Here is a 20,025-nt window from a genome sequence, read left to right on the forward strand (position 1 = left end):
CCGGGGTCCGCTCCCACCACCGGGCCGGGGGCTCCCCGGTCAGCGGTGGAAGCCGTGCTCGGCGTCGATCGTGGTCCCGGTGAGGGCCATGGCGGCGGGGCCGGTGAGCCAGGCGACGATCTCCGCCGTGTCACCGGGCCTCGGCCAGTGGCCCGAGGGGAAGCGAGCCGCGACGGCGGCACGGGTGGCGTCGTCGGCGTAGCCGGTGTCGACCGGGCCGGGGTTGACGCACACCACCCCGATGTCCCGCACGGCCAGCTCGGCGCCCAGGGTCGCGGTCACCTGCTGGACCGCTCCCTTGCTCAGGACGTAGGCGAGCTCACCCGGCATCGCACCGCGGTGCTGCCCGGAGGTCATGAGCACCACCGCACCCCGCCCCCTGTCCCGTCGGTGCTGGGCGGCGAAGCCCTGGACCAGCAGCACCGTCGCGCGGGCGTTGACCGCCCAGGACCGGTCCAGCTCCGCGGCGGTCACCTGTTGCAGGCCTCCGGAGCTGCTGCGCGCGTGGTTGGCGACGAGCGCGTCCACCGGTCCGACGAGCGACCGGGCCGCGCTGATCAGCTCGGCGGGCGCCGCCGGGTCGGCCAGGTCGGCGGCCACGTGCGGCGGGCGCCCCAGCTCCGCCAGGACGGCGTCCACGTCGTCGGCACCCCACGGCTGCTCGGCGTCGTGCGCCGACCACGAGTGGACGACGACGCGGTGCCCGTCCGCCAGCAACCGGCGCGCGACGGCGAAACCGATCCCGGCACGACGGCTGACGCCGGTCACGAGGACGGTGCGGGCCACCCCTGCATCGTCCCCGTCCGTTCCGCGGGTGGCCACCGACCGGGGGCCCGACCCGGCGGGCGGGTCGGGGCGATCACATCGAGGCGATCAGTTTCTCGACGCGCTCGTCGACGGCCTTGAACGGGTCCTTGCACAGCACCGTGCGCTGGGCCTGGTCGTTGAGCTTGAGGTGCACCCAGTCGACGGTGAAGTCGCGGCGCTTCTCCTGGGCCTTGCGGATGAACTCGCCGCGCAGCCGGGCGCGGGTGGTCTGCGGGGGCACGTTCTTCGCCTCGTAGATGCGCAGCTCGTGGGCCACCCGGTCGACCTGCCCGTTGCGCTCGAGCAGGTAGTACAGCCCGCGGGTGCGGCTGATGTCGTGGTAGGCGAGGTCCATCTGGGCGATGCGCGAGGAGGACAGCGGCAGGTCGCGCTTGTCCCGGTAGCGCTCCAGCAGGCTGTACTTGATGGCCCAGTCGATCTCGCGGTCGATCAGGCTCAGGTCCTCGCCCTCTACGGCCTTGAGCACCCGCCCCCACAGCTCCAGCATCTGCCGGTGCACGGGGGTGGCGCCCTCGCGGTCGGCGAACTCGGTGGCCCGGCTGTGGTACTCCGACTGGATCTCCAGCGCCGACATCTCGCGGCCGCCGGCCAGTCGCACCTTCCGGCGCCCGGTCATGTCGTGGCTGATCTCGCGGATCGCCCGGATGGGGTTCTCCAGCGTCATGTCCCGGATGGGGGTGCCGGCCTCGATCATGCGCAGCACCAGGTCGGTCATGGTGACCTTGAGCAGCGTCGTCGTCTCGCTCATGTTCGAGTCGCCGACGATCACGTGCAGCCGGCGGTAGCGCTCGGCGTCGGCGTGCGGCTCGTCGCGGGTGTTGATGATCGGACGCGAGCGGGTGGTGGCGCTGGAGACGCCCTCCCAGATGTGCTCGGCGCGCTGGCTGACGCAGTAGAGGGCGCCGCGCGGGGTCTGCAGCACCTTGCCCGCGCCGACGACGATCTGCCGGCTGACCAGGAACGGGATCAGGACGTCGGCGAGCCGGCCGAACTCGCCGTGCCGGCCGACCAGGTAGTTCTCGTGGCAGCCGTAGCTGTTGCCGGCGGAGTCGGTGTTGTTCTTGAAGAGGTAGATGTCGCCGGTGACGCCCTCCTCGGCCAGGCGCTGCTCGGCGTCGACGAGCAGCCCCTCGAGGATCCGCTCGCCGGCCTTGTCGTGGACGACGAGCTCACCGAGGTCGTCGCACTCCGCGGTGGCGTACTCGGGGTGGCTGCCGACGTCGAGGTAGAGCCGGGAGCCGTTGCGCAGGAACACGTTGGAGCTGCGGCCCCACGACACGACCCGGCGGAACAGGTAGCGGGCGACCTCGTCCGGCGAGAGCCGCCGCTGACCCTTGAAGGTGCACGTGACGCCGTACTCGGTCTCGATCCCGAAGATCCGTCGCTCCACGGTTCGAGACTAGGCGCCGGGAGCGACAGCGGCCCACCGCCGGACCGCGGACGCGCTACCGCTTCGCGTCCAGCCGCTGCAGGAGCTCGTCGAAGGCCCGCTCGATCTCGTCGTGCCCGTTCTGCGACGCCCGCTGCTTGCCGTGGATCAGCGCCGCCCGGTTGACCTTCGAGAAGTCGCCGTACGGGAAGTGGTGGCGCTTCTTGGTCTCCTCGCCGGCGTCCGGGTCGACGGCGAGGTGCCAGGCGGCGTAGCCGTCCCAGCCGTGCGCGTTGATCTCGGCGTTGCCGTCGTCGGCGGACGGCGCGGCGTCGGACCACTCGGTCCGGTCGTCGAACTCGCCGTCGTCGATCAGCTTCTTCGCCTGCTGGAGGGCGTCGTCGTTGAGGTCGTAGTCCGGCATGCCCGTTCCCCTACCCCGCCCGCCGACGGGGGTCACCCATCGCTCTGCGGGTGCCCCTCGCCGGTGTCGGCGGTGCCACCGGCGGTGTCGGGCGCCGCCGGGTCACCCAGGCCGGCGGGCGTGCCGGGCGCGGGATGGCTGGGCACGTGCCCGGGAGGGGGTGCCTCCGTCTCCCCGGTCTGGCCGTCGCCGAGCAGGGTGTGCAGCGCGGCGCCGACGACGCGGCGGAACGCCCGTTTGGGCCGCCGGCGGTCGAGGACGGCGACCTCCAGCTGCTGGGCGGTCAGCCGCGAGGGGCCGCCGTCGCCGGCCCCGGCGGTGGCCGGGCTGACCGCCGAGAGGGCGTCGACGCCTACCCGGAGCGCATCGGCCAGGCCCATGCCGCGGTGGAAGTTCTCGCGCAGGTGGGCGGTGACGGTGTCGGCCTGCCCGCCCATCACCACGAAGTCGGGCTCGTCGACGACCGAGCCGTCGAAGGTGAGCCGGTACAGCTGGTCGCGCTCGGGGCTCTCCCCCACCTCGGCGACGCAGAGCTCGACCTCGTAGGGCTTCATCTGCTCGGTGAAGATCGCCCCTAGGGTCTGGGCGTAGGCGTTGGCGATGACCCGGCCGGTGACGTCGCGCCGGTTGTAGGAGTAGCCGCGCACGTCGGCGAGGCGGACGCCGGCGACCCGAAGGCTCTCGAACTCGCTGTAGCGGCCCACGGCGGCGAAACCGATGCGGTCGTAGATCTCGCCGACCTTGTGCAGCGTGGAGCTGGGGTTCTCGGCGATGAACAGGACGCCGTCGGCGTAGGTGACGACGGCGACGCTGCGGCCGCGGGAGATGCCCTTGCGGGCGTACTCCGAGCGGTCGCGCATGACCTGCTCGGCGGAAGCGTAGTACGGCATGGTCATGGCTCAGGCCTCCCCGGCCGTGTTCTGGCGCTCGGCGGCCGCGCGCTCGGCGACGATGGCGTCGGCGACGGCGGCGACCTCGGCGTCGGTCAGCCGGACGGCGCCCTCGGCGTCCACCCGGTAGACGATCGGGTAGAGCCGCCGCACCGGGTCGGGCCCGCCGGTGGCCGAGTCGTCGTCGGCGGCGTCGTAGAGGGCCTCGACCACGGTGCGGGTGGCGGCTGCGGCGTCCAGGCCGCGGCGCCACGTCTTCTTGAGGCTGTTGCGGGCGAACAGCGAGCCGGAGCCCACGGCGGAGTACCCGCGCTCCTCGTAGTTCCCGCCGGTGACGTCGTAGCTGAAGATGCGGCCGGGGAGCTCGCCGGGGGCGGCGTCGAGGTCGAAGCCGGCGAACAGCGGGACGACGGCCAGGCCCTGCAGCGCCGCGCCCAGGTTGCCGCGGATCATCTGGGCGAGCCGGTTGGCCTTGCCGTCGAGGCTGAGGGTGAGGCCCTCGATCTTCTCGTAGTGCTCGAGCTCGACCTGGTAGAGCTTCACCATCTCGATGGCGATGCCAGCGGCGCCGGCGATGCCGATGACGCTGTAGGAGTCGGCCGGGTAGACCTTCTCGATGTCGCGGCTGGAGATCAGGTTGCCCATGGTGGCGCGGCGGTCGCCGCCCATGAGCACGCCACCTTCGTAGGTGGCGGCCACGATCGTGGTGCCGTGCGGCGCGACGTCACCCACGGGCAGCTGCGGGACCGGGCGCCGACCGGGCAGCAGGTCGGGCGCGGACGCGGCCAGGAAGTCGGTGAACGAGGAACCCACCCGGTCCAGGTACGCGGGCGGGAACCCGCTCCGGCCAGCTGACGACTCGTTCACCCATCCGCCTCTCCCGCCTGCTCCCGCCGGCGTCCACCGCAACCTGCCGGGCGCCGCTCCGTGCTGCTCGGACGCGGTCCCGGTCGTCCTCAGGGACCCTACCGGCGGCCGCTGACGTCGGCTTGACCGTCCGGGTCCTCCGCGCAGGCAGTCATCGCCGTTTCGAGTGCGTGCTGTTCGCGGTGGCCGCTGACGTACAGCGCCGCCACATGCAGGAGGTAAGGGTCATCGCGGAACAGGCCGAGACCGTGATTGCACCGCTGGCACAACAACCGGCGAATCCTGCCGCTCGAGTGATCGTGATCGAGATGTTGAGGCTCGGGCTCGCCGCAGATGCCGCATGCGTCGCCCTGTGCGGGCGCGCATGTCAGCGATGGCCTTCGGGGTCAACTTGTACGTGCGATAGAAGTAGCTAGCGGAGTTCGCGGCATTCGCGCAGGCTCGGCACCGACTGCCGAAGCCTGAGGACGTGCGGCTGTTCCGGGTGTAGTCCTCGTGCGCGACCGGCTGCTCACAAGCGGGACACCATCGAAACCCGTCGGGGATCCAGGAGTGATCCCGCACCTGCTTGCCCTGTGCCCGACGGTTCTTGCGGTACCACGTGTTGTTGCGCTCCCGGTTGCATGCAAGGCAGTAGAACGACAGCCCGTCCTTGAGTGAGCGGTTACGCCCGAAATCAGCGGCTGACTTGTTCTTCCCGCAGGCCGGGCAGACCTTCGCTTTCACGCTAGGTAACTGCTTGTCTGCGTAAAGTAATCACTCCCCTCCCTTCTGCACGTAGGCCCGAACGAAGTCTTCACTGTTCTCCTCGAGCACGTCGTCGATCTCGTCCAGGAGCGAGTCGACGTCCTCGGACATCTTCTCGTGGCGCTCGGCGACGTCGGAGTCGACCGAGGCCTCGATCTCCTCGTTCTCCTCGCGCGACCGCGTCGCCTTCTGCTGCCCGCCGGTGTCCCTGGTGGCCATACTGCCCTCCGGTCCTTCTCGTGGCTGGTGCTGATCGAGAAGCTACCCGCAGCAGCCGACATCCGGCGGGCAGGAACCGGGCGCGGTGTACGCCGAGAAGACCTGTGGACGCCCGGTCAGGGGCCGGTGATCGTGTCCACCAGCTCCTGCGCCGTCGCCGAGGCCTCGAACAGGGCACCCACGTGCTCACGCGTGCCGCGGAGCGGCTCCATCGTCGGGATGCGCACCAGGTTCTCCCGGCCCAGGTCGAAGACCACCGAGTCCCACGAGGCCGCGGCGATCTGCGCGGGGAAGCGGCGCAGGCACTCCCCTCGGAAGAACGCCCGGGTGTCCGACGGCGGCGCCAGCACGGCCCGGGCGACCTCCTCGTCGGTGAGCAGGCGCTGCATCGCCCCGCGCGCCACCAGCCGGTTGTACAGCCCCTTGTCTGGGCGGACGTCGGAGTACTGCAGGTCGACCAGCTGCAGCCGCGAGTCGGTCCACTCCAGGCCGTCGCGCGACCGGTACCCCTCCAGCAGGCGCAGCTTGGCCGGCCAGTCCAGCTGGTCGGCCAGGCGCATCGGGTCGACCTCGAGGTCGTCGAGCACCGCGGCCCAGCGGCGCAGCACGTCGTCGGTCTGCTCGTCGCGCTCCCCGCGGGTGTCCACGAAGCGCTCGGCCCGTTCCAGGTAGAGCCGCTGCACCTCGATCGCGGTCAGCCGCCGGCCGTCGCGCAGCCGCAGCTTGTGGGTGAGCGAGGGGTCGTGGCTCACCGCCTGCAGCTCGGCGACCGGCTCCTCGACGGCGAGGTCCGGCGGGAGCGCCCGCCCCTCGATCATGGCCAGCACGAGCGACGTCGTCCCGACCTTCAGGTAGGTCGACAGCTCGGCGAGGTTCGCGTCACCGATGATCACGTGCAGCCGGCGGTACTCGTCGGGGTTGGCGTGCGGCTCGTCGCGGGTGTTGATGATCGGGCGCTTCAGCGTCGTCTCCAGGCCGACCTCGACCTCGAAGAAGTCGGCGCGCTGCGAGAGCTGGAAGCCCGGCGTCCGGCTCTCCACCCCGATGCCGACCTTGCCCGAACCCGCGAACACCTGGCGGGTGACGAAGAACGGCACCAGCCCGCGGATGATGTCGATGAACGGCGTCCGCCGGTCCATCAGGTAGTTCTCGTGGGCGCCGTAGGAGGCGCCCTTGCCGTCGGTGTTGTTCTTGTACAGCTGGATGGGCTGCGTGCCGGGGATCTGCGCGGCCCGCCGGGCGGCCTCGGCCATGACCCGCTCCCCCGCCTTGTCCCACAGCACGATGTCGCGCGGGGTGGTGACCTCCGGCGTCGAGTACTCCGGGTGCGCGTGGTCGACGTAGAGCCGGGCGCCGTTGGTCAGGATGACGTTGGCCATCCCGGTGTCCTCGTCGAGGTCGTTGTGGTCCAGCGCCTGTGCCGGCGTCAGGTCGAACCCGCGGGCGTCGCGCAGCGGCGACTCCTCCTCGAAGTCCCACCGGGGCCGGCGGGGCGTCGGCGCCTCCGCCACCGCCCAGGCGTTCACCACCAGGCTGGACAGCGTCGTCGGGTTGGCGCCCGGCTGCCGCGGCACCGAGATGCCGTACTCGACCTCGGTGCCCATGACCCGCCGCACGCTCATGGCCCAACCCTAGGCCGCGGCTGCCGGCCCCCCGGGTACCGCACCGGTGCCCTGGCACATGCCGGATCCGTTCCGTAGCCTCGGTCGTGCCCCGGCCGCACCGAGCGGTCATCGGGGTCGTGCGCGGATCGCGGCCGTCGAGCCGGTCCGCCGCCAACTCAGGACGCGCCGCGCGCCCTCTCCGCCCAGCGGCCTGCGCTCCTCCGTCGATCCGGCTCCGTGGGTGGAACGTGCCGTGCCCCCCGCGGGTCCGGTCGTCCGGGCGCCCGCCGTTCTGAGAGGACCATGACCGAGCGCAGCACCACCCGCACGTCCACCCGCACCCTCCGCCGCGGCGCCGCCGGCGTCGCCGTCGCCGGGGCCGCCCTCGTCGCCCCGTTCCTCGGCACCGGCACCGCCGCGGCCGCCGACGGCGCGACCTGGGACCGCCTCGCGCAGTGCGAGAGCAGCGGCAACTGGGCGATCAACACCGGCAACGGCTACTACGGCGGCCTGCAGTTCTACCAGCCCACCTGGGAGGCGTTCGGCGGCCTGGAGTACGCCGCGCGGGCCGACCTGGCGACCCGGGAGCAGCAGATCGCCGTCGCCGAGAAGACCCTGGCCGCGCAGGGCTGGGGCGCCTGGCCGGCGTGCTCGGCGAAGCTCGGGCTGACCGAGGCCGACAAGGCGGGCAGCGCTGCCGCCCCGGCACCGGCGCCGGCTCCCGCCCCGGCACCCGCGCCCGCTGCGGCCGACGCCGGCCAGCAGTACACCGTCCAGGCCGGCGACACCCTCTCGCGGATCGCGGCGTCCGCCGGGCTGGACTGGCGCGCCGTCCACGACGCCAACCGCGACGTCATCGGCGCCGACCCGGGCCTGATCTACCCCGGTCAGGTGCTCCGCCTGGGCTGATGCACTGGCGGCGTCGGGGGCCCCGGCGCCGCCACTGCTGTCCTCCCTCACCGCAGCGTGTCCTCCCTCGCCGTCCGCGGTGAGGGAGGACACCCGATGATCAGGGCACCTGATCATGGCCGGGTCGGCGCCGAGCAGACGCCGCCGCCACCCGGGAAGCCGGCACAGACCGACGGCCCGGTCAGCGTGCAGGTGGCCGGGCCGTCGGTCGTGCGTGGCTAGAGGTACTGACCGGTGTTGGTCGCCGTGTCGATGGCGCGGCCGGCCTCGTTGCCCTTCCCGCTGATGAGGGTGCGGATGTAGACGATCCGCTCGCCCTTCTTGCCCGAGATCCGGGCCCAGTCGTCGGGGTTGGTCGTGTTCGGCAGGTCCTCGTTCTCCTTGAACTCGTCGAGGCACGCCTGCATGAGGTGGCCGACGCGCAACCCGCCGGTGCCCGTCTCCAGCCGCTCCTTGATCGCCATCTTCTTCGCGCGGTCGACGATGTTCTGCAGCATGGCGCCGGAGTTGAAGTCCTTGAAGTAGAGGACCTCCTTGTCACCGTTGGCGTAGGTGACCTCGAGGAAGCGGTTCTCCTCGCTCTCGGTGTACATGCGCTCGACGGTGCTCTGGATCATCCCGGCGATCGTCGACTCCCGGTTGCCGCCGTGCTCGGCCAGGTCGTCGGCGTGCAGGGGCAGGTCGGGCACCAGGTACTTGCTGAAGATGTCGCGGGCGGCCTCGGCGTCGGGCCGTTCGATCTTGATCTTCACGTCGAGCCGGCCGGGGCGCAGGATCGCCGGGTCGATCATGTCCTCCCGGTTGGAGGCGCCGATGACGATGACGTTCTCCAGCCCCTCGACGCCGTCGATCTCGCTGAGCAGCTGCGGCACGATCGTCGACTCGACGTCGGAGGAGACCCCCGACCCGCGGGTGCGGAAGATCGAGTCCATCTCGTCGAAGAACACGATGACCGGCGTGCCCTCGCTCGCCTTCTCGCGGGCGCGCTGGAACACCAGGCGGATGTGCCGCTCGGTCTCCCCGACGTACTTGTTGAGCAGTTCGGGGCCCTTGATGTTCAGGAAGTAGGACTTCGCCTGGTTGACGCCCTCGCCGCGCACCGCGGCGACCTTCTTCGCCAGCGAGTTCGCCACCGCCTTGGCGATGAGCGTCTTGCCGCAGCCGGGCGGGCCGTAGAGCAGGATCCCCTTCGGCGGGCGGAGCTGGAACTCGCGGAACAGGTCGGCGTGCAGGAACGGCAGCTCCACGGCGTCGCGGATCTGCTCGATCTGCCGCGAGAGGCCGCCGATGTCCGCGTAGTCGATGTCGGGGACCTCCTCGAGGACGAGCTCCTCGACCTCGCTCTTGGGGATCCGCTCGTAGACGTAGCCGGACCGGCTCTCCAGGAGCAGCGAGTCACCGACGCGCAGCGGCTGCCCGGCGAGGGAGTCGGCCAGGTAGACGACGCGCTCCTCGTCGGTGTGCCCGATGACCAGCGCCCGCGGCGTGACGCCGTCGACCGGCTCGAGCAGCTCCTTGAGCATGACGACGTCGCCCTGGCGCTCGAAGTCGCGCGCCTCGACGACGTTCATCGCCTCGTTGAGCATGACCTCCTGGCCGGCGCGCAGGCCCTCCACCTCGACGTTGGGCGAGACGGAGACCCGCAGCTTGCGGCCGCTGGTGAAGACGTCGACCGTGCCGTCCTCGTAGGAGGTGAGGAAGACGCCGTAGCCCGACGGCGGCTGGCCGAGCCGGTCGACCTCCTCCTTCAGCGTCACCAGCTGCTCGCGGGCGTCCCGCAGCGTGCCGGCCAGCTTGTCGTTGCGCTCGGAGAGGAAGGCCGCGCGGCCCTCCGCCTCGGCGATCCGCTCCTCCAGCGCGCGCACCTGGCGCGGGCTGTCGGCCACCTTGCGGCGGAGCAGGCCGATCTCTTCCTCGAGGTAGGAGATCTGGCTGAGCAGCGAGGCGACGTCACGCTCACGCCGCGCCCTCAGCTCGTCAGGACCCAGGCCCATCACGCACCTCCGCACTGTCGGGGGAGCCAGGACGCAAATCTATACACGCGGGCGGACAGTTCGCCGTGGGCTCGCGGAGGTCGTGGCGGGCTGCTACGGGCCCGCGCGGCACTCGCTAGTCGACCAGGTCCAGGGCCGCGCCGACCAGGGAGTCGACGTCGAGACCGTGGTAGCGGTACACGCTCTCCAGGTCACCGCTCTGCCCGAAGCGGGTGACGCCCAGGTGCGCGGCGGGCGCGCCCCGGACCCCGGCGAGGAACGCCAGCGTGTGCGGGTGCCCGTCGAGGACGGTGACCAGCGGGGTGGCGCGGTCGGCCGGGAACACGCTGTCGAGAACCCACGGCGAGGCCTCGTCGAGCCCCCGCCGGGCCTGCGCCGCGCGGAACAGCAGCCCCGGGCTGGTGACGACGACGACGTCGGCCGGGAAGCCCAGCCCGTCGAGCCGCTCGGCGGCCGCCAGCGCCTCCGGGACGACCGCGCCCATGGCGGCGAGCGTGACCGCCGGGCGGGGCACCCGCCGCAGCGGGTAGGCGCCGGCCACGACCTGGCGACGGCGCCGCTCGCGGGCGGCCGGGTCGTCCGGCACGGCGGCCAGCGCCTGGTCGACCGGGCGGGTGGAGAGCCGCACGTAGGCCGACCGCCCGCCCGGGCGGCCCATCTGGCCGAGCGCCGCGAGCAGGCACCACTCCGCGTCGAGGGCGAACGCGGGCTCGTAGGAGAGGCAGCCGGGTTGCTCCAGCCCGATCGACGGCGTCTTGATGGACTGGTGGGCGCCGCCCTCGGGGGCCAGGGTCACGCCCGACGGCGTCCCGACCAGCAGCGACTGGCCGCCGGCGTAGACGGTGAACGACCACGGCTCCAGCGCCCGCTCCACGAACGGGTCGTAGAGGACGCCGATCGGCAGCAGCGGCTGCCCCCACCGCGACCAGGTCGCCCCGAGCTCGCCGATGGCGCCGACGAGGTTGGTCTCGGCGATGCCGAGCTCCACGTGCTGCCCCGAGGGCCGCTCCCGCCAGTGCAGGATCGTCTCGGGGTCGTCGGCGAACCAGTTGCGGCGGTCCTCGTGCGACCAGACGCCGACCTTGTTCACCCAGCCGCCGAGGTTGGTCGAGCTGGACACGTCGGGGCTGACGGTGACCACCCGCCGGCCCACCTCCGGCGCGGCCCGGTTCAGGTCGAGCAGCGTGCGCCCCAGCGCGGCCTGGGTCGTCGCCGTCCCCGAGGGCGTGCGGCCGAGGTCGGTCGGGACGTCCGGCGCGCCGGCGTCGGCGGCGGGGGTGCGGGCCAGCCGGGCGGCGGTGCGGGCGAGCAGACCGGCCGGGGCGCTGCCCGGCGGGAAGCCGGCCCACGGCTGCGTCGGGTCGACGCCGACGCGCGCGGCGAGCTCGTGCAGCTGGGCCTCGGTGAGCAGCGCCGAGTGGTTCTGCGGGTGCCCCTCGGTGGCCAGGCCGTAGCCCTTGAGCGTGTAGGCGATGACGACGGTCGGGCGGGTGTCGTCGATCCGCGCGAAGGCGGACCGCAGCGCGGCGAGGTCGTGCCCGCCGAGGTTGCGCACCGCGGCCAGCAGGTCGGCGTCTTCGACGCCGGCGATCAGCCCGGCGACCGCGGCCGCCCCCGGCCCCTCCCCCGGCAGCTCGCGGCGGACCTCGTCGGCGGTGCGGCGCAGCAGCCGCTGGTACTCGGCGTTGCTCATGCCGTCGATGCGGTCGCGCAGCTCCGCGCCGCCGGGCCGGGTGAACAGCTCCTCGAGCAGCCGCCCGTACTTGACGGTGAGCACCTGCCAGCCGGCGGCGGTGAACATGCCCTGCAGCCGGGTGGCGCCCATGGTGGGGACGACCCGGTCCAGCGACTGCCGGTTGAGGTCGACGACCCAGACCACCTCGCCGAGCTCGGCGACCATCGGGTCGAGCACCGCCTCCCAGACGGCGCCCTCGTCGAGCTCGGCGTCGCCGACCAGCGACCACTGGCGCCCGGTGCCGCCCGCGCCGAACTGCGTGTTGACGTAGCGGCGGGCCAGCGCCCCCCAGATCGGCGCGGTGGCCCCGATGCCGACCGAGCCGGTCGAGTAGTCGGCCGGGACGGGGTCCTTCAGCCGCGACGGGTAGGACTGCAGGCCGCCGAACTCGCGCAGCGTGGTCAGCCACGAGGCGTCGAGCTGCCCGAGCAGGAACTCCAGGGCGTGCAGCACCGGGCTGGCGTGCGGCTTGACCGAGACGCGGTCCTCGGCCGTGAGCTGCTCCAGCCACAGCGCCGTCATGATCGTGACCATCGAGGCGCTGGACGCCTGGTGGCCGCCGACCTTGAGCCCCGAGGGGTTGGGCCGGACCCGGTTGGCGTGGTCGACGACCGCCGTCGCCAGCCACAGCACCCGCTGCTCGATCTCCCGCAGCGCGGCGTCGTCGGGGGCTTCCGTGGGCGGCGTGCTGGGCGCGAGGTCGGTCACGGCGGGCTCCTCCGGGCTCGGGTCAGTGCTTCTGCGCGCGGCGCTGGCGCACCGGGGCGACCGTGCCCTCGGCCAGGCGGCGGGCCGTGACGAGGAACGCGGTGTGGGCGACCATGCGGTGCTCGGGGCGGACGGCCAGGCCGACGGCGTGCCACGGCCGCAGCAGGCTCTCCCAGGCGTAGGGCTCGGTCCAGACGCCCTGCGCGCGCAGCGCCTCGACGTAGGTGGACAGCTGGGTGACCGTCGCGACGTAACCGACCAGCACGCCGCCCGGTCGCAGCGCCGCCGCGACCGTCGGCAGCACCGCCCAGGGCTCGAGCATGTCGAGGACGACGCGGTCGACGACCTCCTCGGCCGGGTGGTCGGCGAGGTCGCCCTGCCGCAGGCTCCAGTTGGCCGGCACCTCCCCGAAGAAGGCGCCCACGTTGGCCCGCGCCACGTCGAGGAAGTCCTCGCGCCGCTCGTAGCTGGTCAGCGAGCCCTCCGAGCCGACGGCGCGCAGGAGCGAGCAGCTCAGCGCGCCCGAGCCGGCGCCGGCCTCCAGCACCCGCATCCCCGGGCCGACGTCGCCGAAGCCGACGATCTGGGCGGCGTCCTTGGGGTAGATGACCTGGGCGCCGCGGGGCATGGAGAGCACGTAGTCGGCCAGGAGCGGGCGCAGCGCCAGGTAACCGGTGTTGGCCGTCGAGTGGACCACCGAGCCCTCGGGCGCCCCGATGAGGTCGTCGTGCTCGATCGCGCCGCGGTGGGTGTGGAACTGCTTCCCGGGCGTCAGGACGATCGTGTGCAGCCGCCCCTTGGGATCGGTCAGCTGCACCCGGTCGCCGGCGACGAACGCGCCCTGCACCGCGGAAGGACCCTCCTGCCCCCCACCGCTCGCAGGCTCGCGGCGGGCTCCTGCAGAGGGGCCATCGGTCGCTGTGCTGGCGTCGAGGTCGGGCTCGGGCTGGGTGTCCACGGGTGACCAGCCTACGGACGGCGTCGGTGTGACCCCGGACGCCGACGCGGCGCGGGCGCTTCGAACTGTCGGAGGGGCGACCTAGCCTCGGGTGCATGACGGCGATGGTGCAGACCGACCTGGCGACCGACGGCCCCGCGGCAGCGGTCGCGCCGGCCGAGGAGGTCGCCCCGCGCCGTCCCTCCCTCTCCCCCAGCCGCGCGGCCGACTTCAAGACGTGCCCGCTGCTCTACCGCTTCCGCACGATCGACCGGCTGCCCGAGCGCAAGAGCCTCGCCGCCGTCCGCGGCACGCTGGTCCACTCCGTGCTGGAGCGCCTGTACGACCTGCCCCCGGCGCAGCGCACCCCCGAGCACGCCTTGGAGCTGGTGGAGCCGGCCTGGGCGGAGCTGCGCGACGAGCCGGGCATCGCCGAGCTGTTCGAGACCGGGCAGGAGGACGGCGCCGAGAGCGACGCGAACGCCCCCGAGTCGGTGGCGGCGTGGCTCGCCTCCGCGGGCAAGCTGGTCGAGAAGTACTTCGCCCTGGAGGACCCGCGCCGCATCCAGCCGGCCGGCCGCGAGGAGCTCGTCGAGGTCACCCTGCCCGACGGGCTGCTGCTGCGCGGCTACGTCGACCGGCTGGACGTCGCCCCGAACGGCGCGCTGCGGGTGGTCGACTACAAGACCGGCTCGATGCCGCGCGAGGCGTTCGAGTCCAAGGCGCTGTTCCAGATGAAGTTCTACGCGCTGGTGCTGTGGCGCACCCGCGGGGTCGTCGCCGCCCAGCTGAAGCTGCTCTACCTGGGCGACGGCGACGCGCTGACCTACGCCCCCGAGGAGGCGGAGCTGGTCCGCTTCGAGCGCACCCTCCTGGCCATCTGGTCGGCGATCGAGCGGGCGGTGGCCACCGGCGAGTTCCGGCCGAACAAGAGCCGGCTGTGCGGCTGGTGCGACCACCAGGCGCTCTGCCCGGAGTTCGGCGGCACGCCCCCGCCGTTCCCGGCCGAAGCCGCTGCTGCGGCAGGGTGGCGGACGACGCTGCCGGTCACCCCGGTCTGAGCCGCAGCGCGCGGGCGTCGGCATCCGCGCCGCCCGCGCGCCGGCGGATCAGCAGGACGCGGCCTCCCGGGCGGCGAGGACGCCGGCCAGCTCGCCCACGCCCGTCCCGGCCAGGGTCTCCACCAGCGTGAGCCCGGGCGCGGGCGGCACCGGCTGCATCGCCGGAACCCCGAGCACCGCCATGCCGGCGGCCAGCCCGGAGGTCACGCCCACCAGCGAGTCCTCGACCACGACACAGGCCGACGGCGCCACGTCCAGCGCGGCGGCCGCCTGCAGGTAGGGCGCCGGGTCGGGCTTGCGCGCGGACACCTCGTCGCCGCACACCGTCACGTCGAACGGGCTGCCACCCAGGTCCGCGGCGATGCTGCCCAGCACGATGTCGGCGAGCCGGCGCGGCGTCGTCGTCACCAGCGCCGTGCGCACCCCCGCGGCCCGCACGGCCGCCACCAGCTCCCGGGCCCCGGGCTGCCAGGTGACGCCCGAGCCCATGCGCTCGGCGACCCGCTCCTCCACCCACCGGGCGTCGGCCTGCAACTGCTCCTCCGAGCGGACCACGCCCAGGTCGGCGTGCAGCACCTGCATCGAGCGGCGCATGCTCGTCCCGACGGTCCGGGCGCGCGCCTCGGGTGACATGCGCCCGCCCAGCGACGCGGCGAGCTCGAACATCGCCTCGCCCCAGTACTCCTCGGTCTGCACCAGCGTGCCGTCCATGTCGAACAGGACGGCGGCGAGCTCGTTCGGCATCAGGGTTGCGACGTTCCTTCGCGACGGGTTCCCGGCCGCGCGGGGGCACGGCGGGGACGGGTGGAGCAGACCTCGACCGTCCCCGGCGGGCGTCCACGCGGTGGGTGTTCCGCGCGGCCGAGTCTCCCAGCACCCACGGACCGCAGGGGACGGGCCCCTGGAGCCGGCCCCCTCCTCCGGGTCAGGCCGGTCACGACGGCTCCAGCAGTCCCGATCGCCGGCCGATGACGGACCGGTGAGCGCAGTGTCGGCCGAGCCGGTCACCCGGGACGTCGCCTCCCCCCGGGCGATGGCGCGGACCCTGGCGCTCTTCTACGTCGCCGGCGGGAGCACGGCGGTGCTGGCCGTGGGCGGCGGGAGCGACCAGCCCGGGCGCCGGTGGCTGGTCGCCGGGATCGGCCTGCTGGCCGTGGGCGTGGGTGCCGGGATCCTCCGGTGGGACGTCGTCCCGCCGCGCGTCGTGCAGGGCGGCCTGGTCACGGTGGGCAGCTGCCTGATCGGGACGGTCGTGGTCCTCTCCCCCGACGCCGCCACCGCCGTCATCTGCGCGTCGATCAGCGCCTTCGTCGGCGTCATCGCCTGCTTCTTCGCCGACCGTCGGGTGGCCGTGGCGCACGTCGCGACCGTCGTGGGCGTCACCACCTCGGCCCTCCTGCTGCGCGGCGACGCGTCGGCCGTGGCCGCCGCGGCGCTGGCGGTCGTCGTGAGCACCCTCGCCTCCGTGACCCGCGCCCTGGTCCTGCGGGCCTCCGACGCGGGCAGCGACTCGCTCACGGGGCTGGCCAACCGGCGCGCTTTCGACGAGGCGCTCGGTGAGCACGTCCGGCGCCCCGACGTCCCGCTCTCCGCGGCGCTGCTCGACCTCGACCACTTCAAGCAGATCAACGACACCGACGGGCACGAGGCCGGCGATCACCTGCTGCGCCGGGTCGCCGGCAGCTGGCGGCCGGCGCTGCCAGCCGGTGCGCTGCTGGCCCGGCACGGCGGCGACGAGTTCGCCCTCCTGCTGCCCGGGCTGGACGGTCCCGACGCGCTGGCGCTGGTCCGGCGCCTCTGCGCACTCGTGCCGGGCGTCGGCGTCTCCGCGGGTGTCGCCCAGCGCTGCCCCGGGGACTCCGCCGCCCAGCTGATGCGGCGCGCCGACCTGGCCCTCTACCGCGTCAAGGCCGCCGGCCGAGGATCGGCCGCGCTGCACAGCGACGCCTGCCCCGAGGCGAGCCCGTCCCGATGACGCCGGGGACCGCACACCGCCGGGTGGATCAGGCGGGTCGGGTCCCCACCAGTGTCGCGAAGGCGATGACGTTGTCCTCGTAGCTGCGGGCGGAGGAGTCGAAGTCACCACCGCAGGTGATCAGCCGCAACTGCGCGTCCTCGGTGTTGCCGTAGACCGCGAGGGTCGGGAAGTCGTCCTTCGGGTGCCGCTCGACCCGGTCGACGGCGAAGACCGCGACCGTGCCGTCCGCACGGGCCACCTCCACCTCGTCGCCGGGCCGCAGGGCACCGAGGTCGAAGAAGATGCCGGGCCCGTGCTCGGCGGAGTCCACGTGCCCGAGCAGCACGGCGGGCCCGACCGCCCCCGGGGCCGGTCCGCGCTCGTACCAACCGGCCTGGTCGTCGGGGCCCAGCGGCGGGACCTCGACGGTGCCGTCGTCGTTCAGCCCGAGCCGCAGCAGGTCGCTGGTCACGCCGATGGCGGGAACGCTCACCGAGACCGGCTCGGCGGCCTGTGCGGCCTGTGCGGCCTGTGCGGCCGGGGCTGCCGGCACGTCCGGGGCGGCCGGCACGGCGGGCGTCGAGCGCGTGGCCGGTGCCGACCCCTCGGTCGCGGCCGCCGGCCGGGGCGCCTGCCGCTGCCCGCTCACCACCACGGCCAGGGCGACGGCGGCCACGAGGGCCAGGCCCACGGCCAGCGCCATCCAGCGGCGGGTGCTCGGTCGAGGGGCGTCGTGATCGGTCACGCGAGGTCCTCCCGGGAGTGGTGGGCGGGGTGCGGGCCGCGCGGGAGGCGTGCTGCCCCCCGCGCGGCCCGGCGCCGGATCAGGCCTGGTCGGCCTGGCGACGGCGGTAGGCGACGGTGCCCGCGGCGACCGCACCGGCCGCGGCGAGCGCCCCGACGCCGATGGCGGCCTGGTTCTCGGTACCGGCCGTGCTGCCCGCCCCGGTCTCGGCACCGCCGGCAGGGGCGGCGCCCATCTGGGCGGTCTCGAGCACACCGCAGGCCGCCGGGGCGGTGGCCTCCATGGGCAGCGACGGGTCGAGGTCGCTCATGACGTCACCGTCGTAGGCGCCCGAGCCGTCCTTGTCCACGCCGTGGAGCACCAGCACGGCAGTGCCGACCTCGAAGGCCTGGTGCACCTCGTCGCTGACCTCGAAGGTCCGCTCGTAGCTGATCGAGCCGCCCTCGGCGGTCGGGAAGCGGTCGATGGCCAGGCCGCTGTCCGGACCGGTGTCACCGGTCGTGGTCAGCGACGACCCGATCGCCCCGTAGTAGGGGGCGCCCTCGGTGACGCTGACGAAGCCGTCACCGTTCTCGTCGTCCGCGTCGGTGGGGCACGCGCCCTGCGCACCGATGTGGAAGTGCTGGGCGTGCGGCGACCCGGCTAGCAGGCCGGTGGCCTCGATCATCACGGTGGCGGTGTTGCCGTCCAGGGTGACCATGCCGGTGCCCGCAACCCCGGATGCGTTGAGCGCGGCGAGGTCGGCCTGGTAGCTGTGCGGGCCCTCGTGCGCCGAGGCGGTGGAGACGGCCAGCAACGGGAAGGCCGCGGCGGCCAGGGCGACGGTCGGGAGTGCGAGTGCCTTGCGCAAGGTGTGCTCCTCGTGGTCGGAAGGGGGCGGCGGTCGGCGACCGTCCGCCCGTCGTGCCGGCCGGTGCGTCGTGCACCGACCGTGGTTCCGGTCCGGGGACCTGAGCAGCGCGCCGGTCCCCCGGCGCCTCGCTGCACGTCCTGCATTCGGAGGCCGGCCCGGGATCGGTTCACCCCGGTTTTGGGGAGGCCGTGACCCCGTGGGTGGTGGTCGACCGGAACGGCCCGGTGCCGGAGGCTGGCCGTGCCCCGGGCAACCGGAAACCCCGCTGGGAACGAAGGACGGGCATGACTGCTTCGCGACAGGTCCACCGGCGGAGGGGGGCCGCGCTGCTGCTCGCCGTGGTGGCCGGCGTGCTCCTCGTCGGCACGGCCCCGGCCGCGCTCGCGCACGACGGACTGGTGGGCACCGCCCCGGGGGCCGGGACCACCGTCCCCGCGCCCCCGGCCACGGTCGAGCTCGAGTTCACCGGTGCACCCCTCCCCCTCGGCACCCTCGTGCAGGTGACGGACGCCGCCGGCGCCGTCGTCTCCGAGGGCGATCCGGAGATCCGTGGCACACCGTCGTCCAGGCGCTCGCCGGCGAGCTGCCGGCCGGCGGCTACCAGGTCCGGTGGCGCAGCACCTCCTCCGACGGCCACGCGCTGACGGGCTCGTTCGACTTCACCGTCGCCACCGCGAGCACCCCGGCCCCGGGACCGTCGGCACCCGTCGCGCCCGCACCCGTCGCGCCCGCACCCGTCTCGGCCGCACCCGCGGCTGCGGTCGAGGACGTGCAGCCGACGTCCAGCGGCATCCCCGTCGACGGCGTCTGGCTCGCCACCGGCGCGGTCGTCCTCGTGGGGCTCGGCGTCCTCCTGGCGAGCCGGCAGCGCGGGCGCCGGTGAGCCTGCGCGTCGCGCCGGCGCGCGCGGCCGGTGTGCGGGCGCCGCGTGTCCGGCCCGCCGTGGCGCTCGCGGCTGCGTGCCTGGTGGCGCTGCTGGCCGGGGCCCTGGTGGCCGGCGGCGCGGCACCGGAGGCGGACCCGTCCGGGCTCGGGAGCGCCGGTGCGCTGGTCGAGTGGGGGCTGCCCCTGGTGACCCTCGCCGGGCAAGTCGCCGCGGTCGGCACGGTGGGCACGCTGCTGCTCGCCGCCGCCCTGCTCCCCGGCAGGGGCGGTCTGCCTGCGGAGTCCCGCCGGGCGCTGCGTGCGGCGTCGTCGTGGGCGCTGGGCTGGGCGGCGGCGGCGGCCCTGGGCGCGCTGCTCACCGTGAGCCGGCTGCTGGGCGCCTCCCCCACCGCGCTGACCTGGGCTCCGCTGCGCGTCTTCCTCGAGGACACCGGCGCCGGGCGGGCCGCCCTGCTGGTCGTGGCGCTCACCGGGCTGGTCGGGGTGGCCGCCCGACGGTGCACCGGCGTCCCGGCCGCGCTCGCGCTGCTGCTCGTGGCGGGCGCCGCGCTGGTCGTCCCGGTCGTGCTCTCCGGCCACTCCGCCGCGGCGGAGGACCACCTCCTCGCGGTCACGACCCTCGGCGTCCACGTCGTCGCGGCGACGGTCTGGATCGGCGGCCTGCTGGCCCTCCTCGTCCACGCCCGCCACGGCGCGGCGGCGCGGGTGGCGGCGCCCCGGTTCAGCCGCCTGGCGCTGGGCTGCTTCCTCGCCGTCGCCGCCTCGGGGGTGCTCGGCGCGGGGCTGCTGCTCGGCGGCGCCCCGGGCGCGCTCGCGGCGCTGGGCACCGGCTACGGCGCCCTGCTGCTGGCCAAGACCGCCGGGCTGACCGTCCTCGGCGTCATCGGCGCGCTGCACCGCCGGCACACGCTCCCCCGGCTCGGGGTCGGTGACGCCCGGGAGTTCCGCCGGTTCGCCGTGGGCGAGGCCGTGCTGATGCTCGCGACCGTGGCGCTGGCCGTCGCGCTCGCGGCCTCACCGCCCCCGGCAGGTGCCGGCCACGCGGCCGCGTCCACGACCGCGCCGGCGGCGGGCGCCGACCCGATGGCCGGGCACGACCACGGCGAGCTGTCGGTGGGCGTGCTCGTCGACGACGACCGCTTCCACGTGGCCGGCCCGGTCGCACCGGGTGCCCGGGTCACCGTCTTCAACTCCTCCGCCGCGGAGGTCACGCTGACCGCGGCCGACGGGTCCTTCGACGTCGTCGTCCCGAGCGGGACGCTGACCACCTTCCTGGCCCCGGCCAGCAGCGCC

18 protein-coding genes and 1 pseudogene are annotated in these 20,025 nt (G+C 74.1%); 5 read left to right on the forward strand and 14 right to left on the reverse strand.

Annotated elements, in window-relative coordinates; genetic code table 11:
* Positions 1-39 precede the first annotated feature (39 nt).
* The 8 genes from E9529_RS02340 to dop all read right to left on the reverse strand — a co-directional run bounded on the left by E9529_RS02340 (position 40) and on the right by dop (position 6,966).
* Positions 40-786: an SDR family oxidoreductase gene (locus E9529_RS02340; protein ID WP_236829491.1), complete on the reverse strand. Its 747-nt coding sequence runs from the start codon at positions 784-786 to the stop codon at positions 40-42.
* 73 nt (positions 787-859) lie between these two features.
* Positions 860-2,218, reverse strand: a complete 1,359-nt coding sequence (gene pafA, locus E9529_RS02345) for a Pup--protein ligase (RefSeq protein WP_236829492.1) — start codon at positions 2,216-2,218, stop codon at positions 860-862.
* Positions 2,219-2,273: 55 nt separating this feature from the next.
* On the reverse strand, positions 2,274-2,621 hold the full coding sequence (locus E9529_RS02350) for a hypothetical protein (RefSeq protein WP_236829493.1): 348 nt from the start codon (positions 2,619-2,621) through the stop codon (positions 2,274-2,276).
* 32 nt (positions 2,622-2,653) lie between these two features.
* A complete protein-coding gene (gene prcA / locus E9529_RS02355) occupies positions 2,654-3,517 on the reverse strand; it encodes a proteasome subunit alpha (protein ID WP_236829494.1) in 864 nt (287 codons plus the stop codon).
* Positions 3,518-3,520: 3 nt separating this feature from the next.
* Positions 3,521-4,378: a proteasome subunit beta gene (gene prcB / locus E9529_RS02360; protein ID WP_236829495.1), complete on the reverse strand. Its 858-nt coding sequence runs from the start codon at positions 4,376-4,378 to the stop codon at positions 3,521-3,523.
* 98 nt (positions 4,379-4,476) lie between these two features.
* Entirely contained in the window at positions 4,477-4,749 is a 273-nt protein-coding gene (locus E9529_RS22925; protein WP_374201302.1) for an endonuclease domain-containing protein, read from the reverse strand.
* Between the two features lie 385 nt (positions 4,750-5,134).
* Positions 5,135-5,344, reverse strand: a complete 210-nt coding sequence (locus E9529_RS02365) for a ubiquitin-like protein Pup (protein ID WP_236829496.1) — start codon at positions 5,342-5,344, stop codon at positions 5,135-5,137.
* A gap of 116 nt (positions 5,345-5,460) precedes the next feature.
* On the reverse strand, positions 5,461-6,966 hold the full coding sequence (gene dop, locus E9529_RS02370; RefSeq protein ID WP_255707967.1) for a depupylase/deamidase Dop: 1,506 nt from the start codon (positions 6,964-6,966) through the stop codon (positions 5,461-5,463).
* A gap of 285 nt (positions 6,967-7,251) precedes the next feature.
* On the opposite strand from dop, the gene E9529_RS22360 reads away from it, so the two are divergent.
* A complete protein-coding gene (locus tag E9529_RS22360) occupies positions 7,252-7,857 on the forward strand; it encodes a transglycosylase family protein (RefSeq protein WP_304505559.1) in 606 nt (201 codons plus the stop codon).
* A 218-nt stretch (positions 7,858-8,075) separates the two neighbouring features.
* Here E9529_RS22360 and arc read toward each other — a convergent pair whose 3' ends face one another.
* From arc to E9529_RS02395, 3 genes are all read right to left on the reverse strand, one after another.
* Positions 8,076-9,851, reverse strand: coding sequence for a proteasome ATPase (gene arc, locus E9529_RS02385; protein ID WP_236829497.1), 1,776 nt, complete (start codon positions 9,849-9,851; stop codon positions 8,076-8,078).
* A 115-nt stretch (positions 9,852-9,966) separates the two neighbouring features.
* On the reverse strand, positions 9,967-12,294 hold the full coding sequence (locus tag E9529_RS02390; protein WP_236829498.1) for a hypothetical protein: 2,328 nt from the start codon (positions 12,292-12,294) through the stop codon (positions 9,967-9,969).
* A gap of 22 nt (positions 12,295-12,316) precedes the next feature.
* On the reverse strand, positions 12,317-13,141 hold the full coding sequence (locus E9529_RS02395; protein ID WP_236829499.1) for a tRNA (adenine-N1)-methyltransferase: 825 nt from the start codon (positions 13,139-13,141) through the stop codon (positions 12,317-12,319).
* A 206-nt stretch (positions 13,142-13,347) separates the two neighbouring features.
* Here E9529_RS02395 and E9529_RS02400 point away from each other — a divergent pair, with 206 nt between their 5' ends.
* Positions 13,348-14,292, forward strand: a complete 945-nt coding sequence (locus E9529_RS02400) for a PD-(D/E)XK nuclease family protein (protein WP_236829500.1) — start codon at positions 13,348-13,350, stop codon at positions 14,290-14,292.
* Between the two features lie 48 nt (positions 14,293-14,340).
* Here E9529_RS02400 and E9529_RS02405 read toward each other — a convergent pair whose 3' ends face one another.
* Positions 14,341-15,036: an HAD family phosphatase gene (locus tag E9529_RS02405; protein WP_236829501.1), complete on the reverse strand. Its 696-nt coding sequence runs from the start codon at positions 15,034-15,036 to the stop codon at positions 14,341-14,343.
* Between the two features lie 235 nt (positions 15,037-15,271).
* Here E9529_RS02405 and E9529_RS02410 point away from each other — a divergent pair, with 235 nt between their 5' ends.
* Positions 15,272-16,267, forward strand: coding sequence for a GGDEF domain-containing protein (locus E9529_RS02410; protein WP_308195247.1), 996 nt, complete (start codon positions 15,272-15,274; stop codon positions 16,265-16,267).
* A 28-nt stretch (positions 16,268-16,295) separates the two neighbouring features.
* On the opposite strand, the gene E9529_RS02415 is transcribed toward E9529_RS02410, so the two are convergent.
* Together E9529_RS02415 and E9529_RS02420 are read right to left on the reverse strand one after the other, a co-directional pair.
* A complete protein-coding gene (locus tag E9529_RS02415; RefSeq protein WP_236829502.1) occupies positions 16,296-16,994 on the reverse strand; it encodes a class F sortase in 699 nt (232 codons plus the stop codon).
* A gap of 79 nt (positions 16,995-17,073) precedes the next feature.
* On the reverse strand, positions 17,074-17,844 hold the full coding sequence (locus tag E9529_RS02420) for a hypothetical protein (protein WP_236829503.1): 771 nt from the start codon (positions 17,842-17,844) through the stop codon (positions 17,074-17,076).
* 287 nt (positions 17,845-18,131) lie between these two features.
* Between E9529_RS02420 and E9529_RS02425 the strand changes: the two are divergent.
* Together E9529_RS02425 and E9529_RS02430 are read left to right on the forward strand one after the other, a co-directional pair.
* Positions 18,132-18,454, forward strand: a pseudogene (locus tag E9529_RS02425) (copper resistance protein CopC); the annotation flags it as partial.
* 272 nt (positions 18,455-18,726) lie between these two features.
* Positions 18,727-20,025, forward strand: a 1,299-nt coding sequence (locus tag E9529_RS02430) for a copper resistance D family protein (protein ID WP_236829505.1), incomplete at its 3' end; no start/stop codon positions are given.

Source organism: Blastococcus sp. KM273128 (assembly GCF_021698975.1).
GTDB lineage: Bacteria > Actinomycetota > Actinomycetes > Mycobacteriales > Geodermatophilaceae > Blastococcus.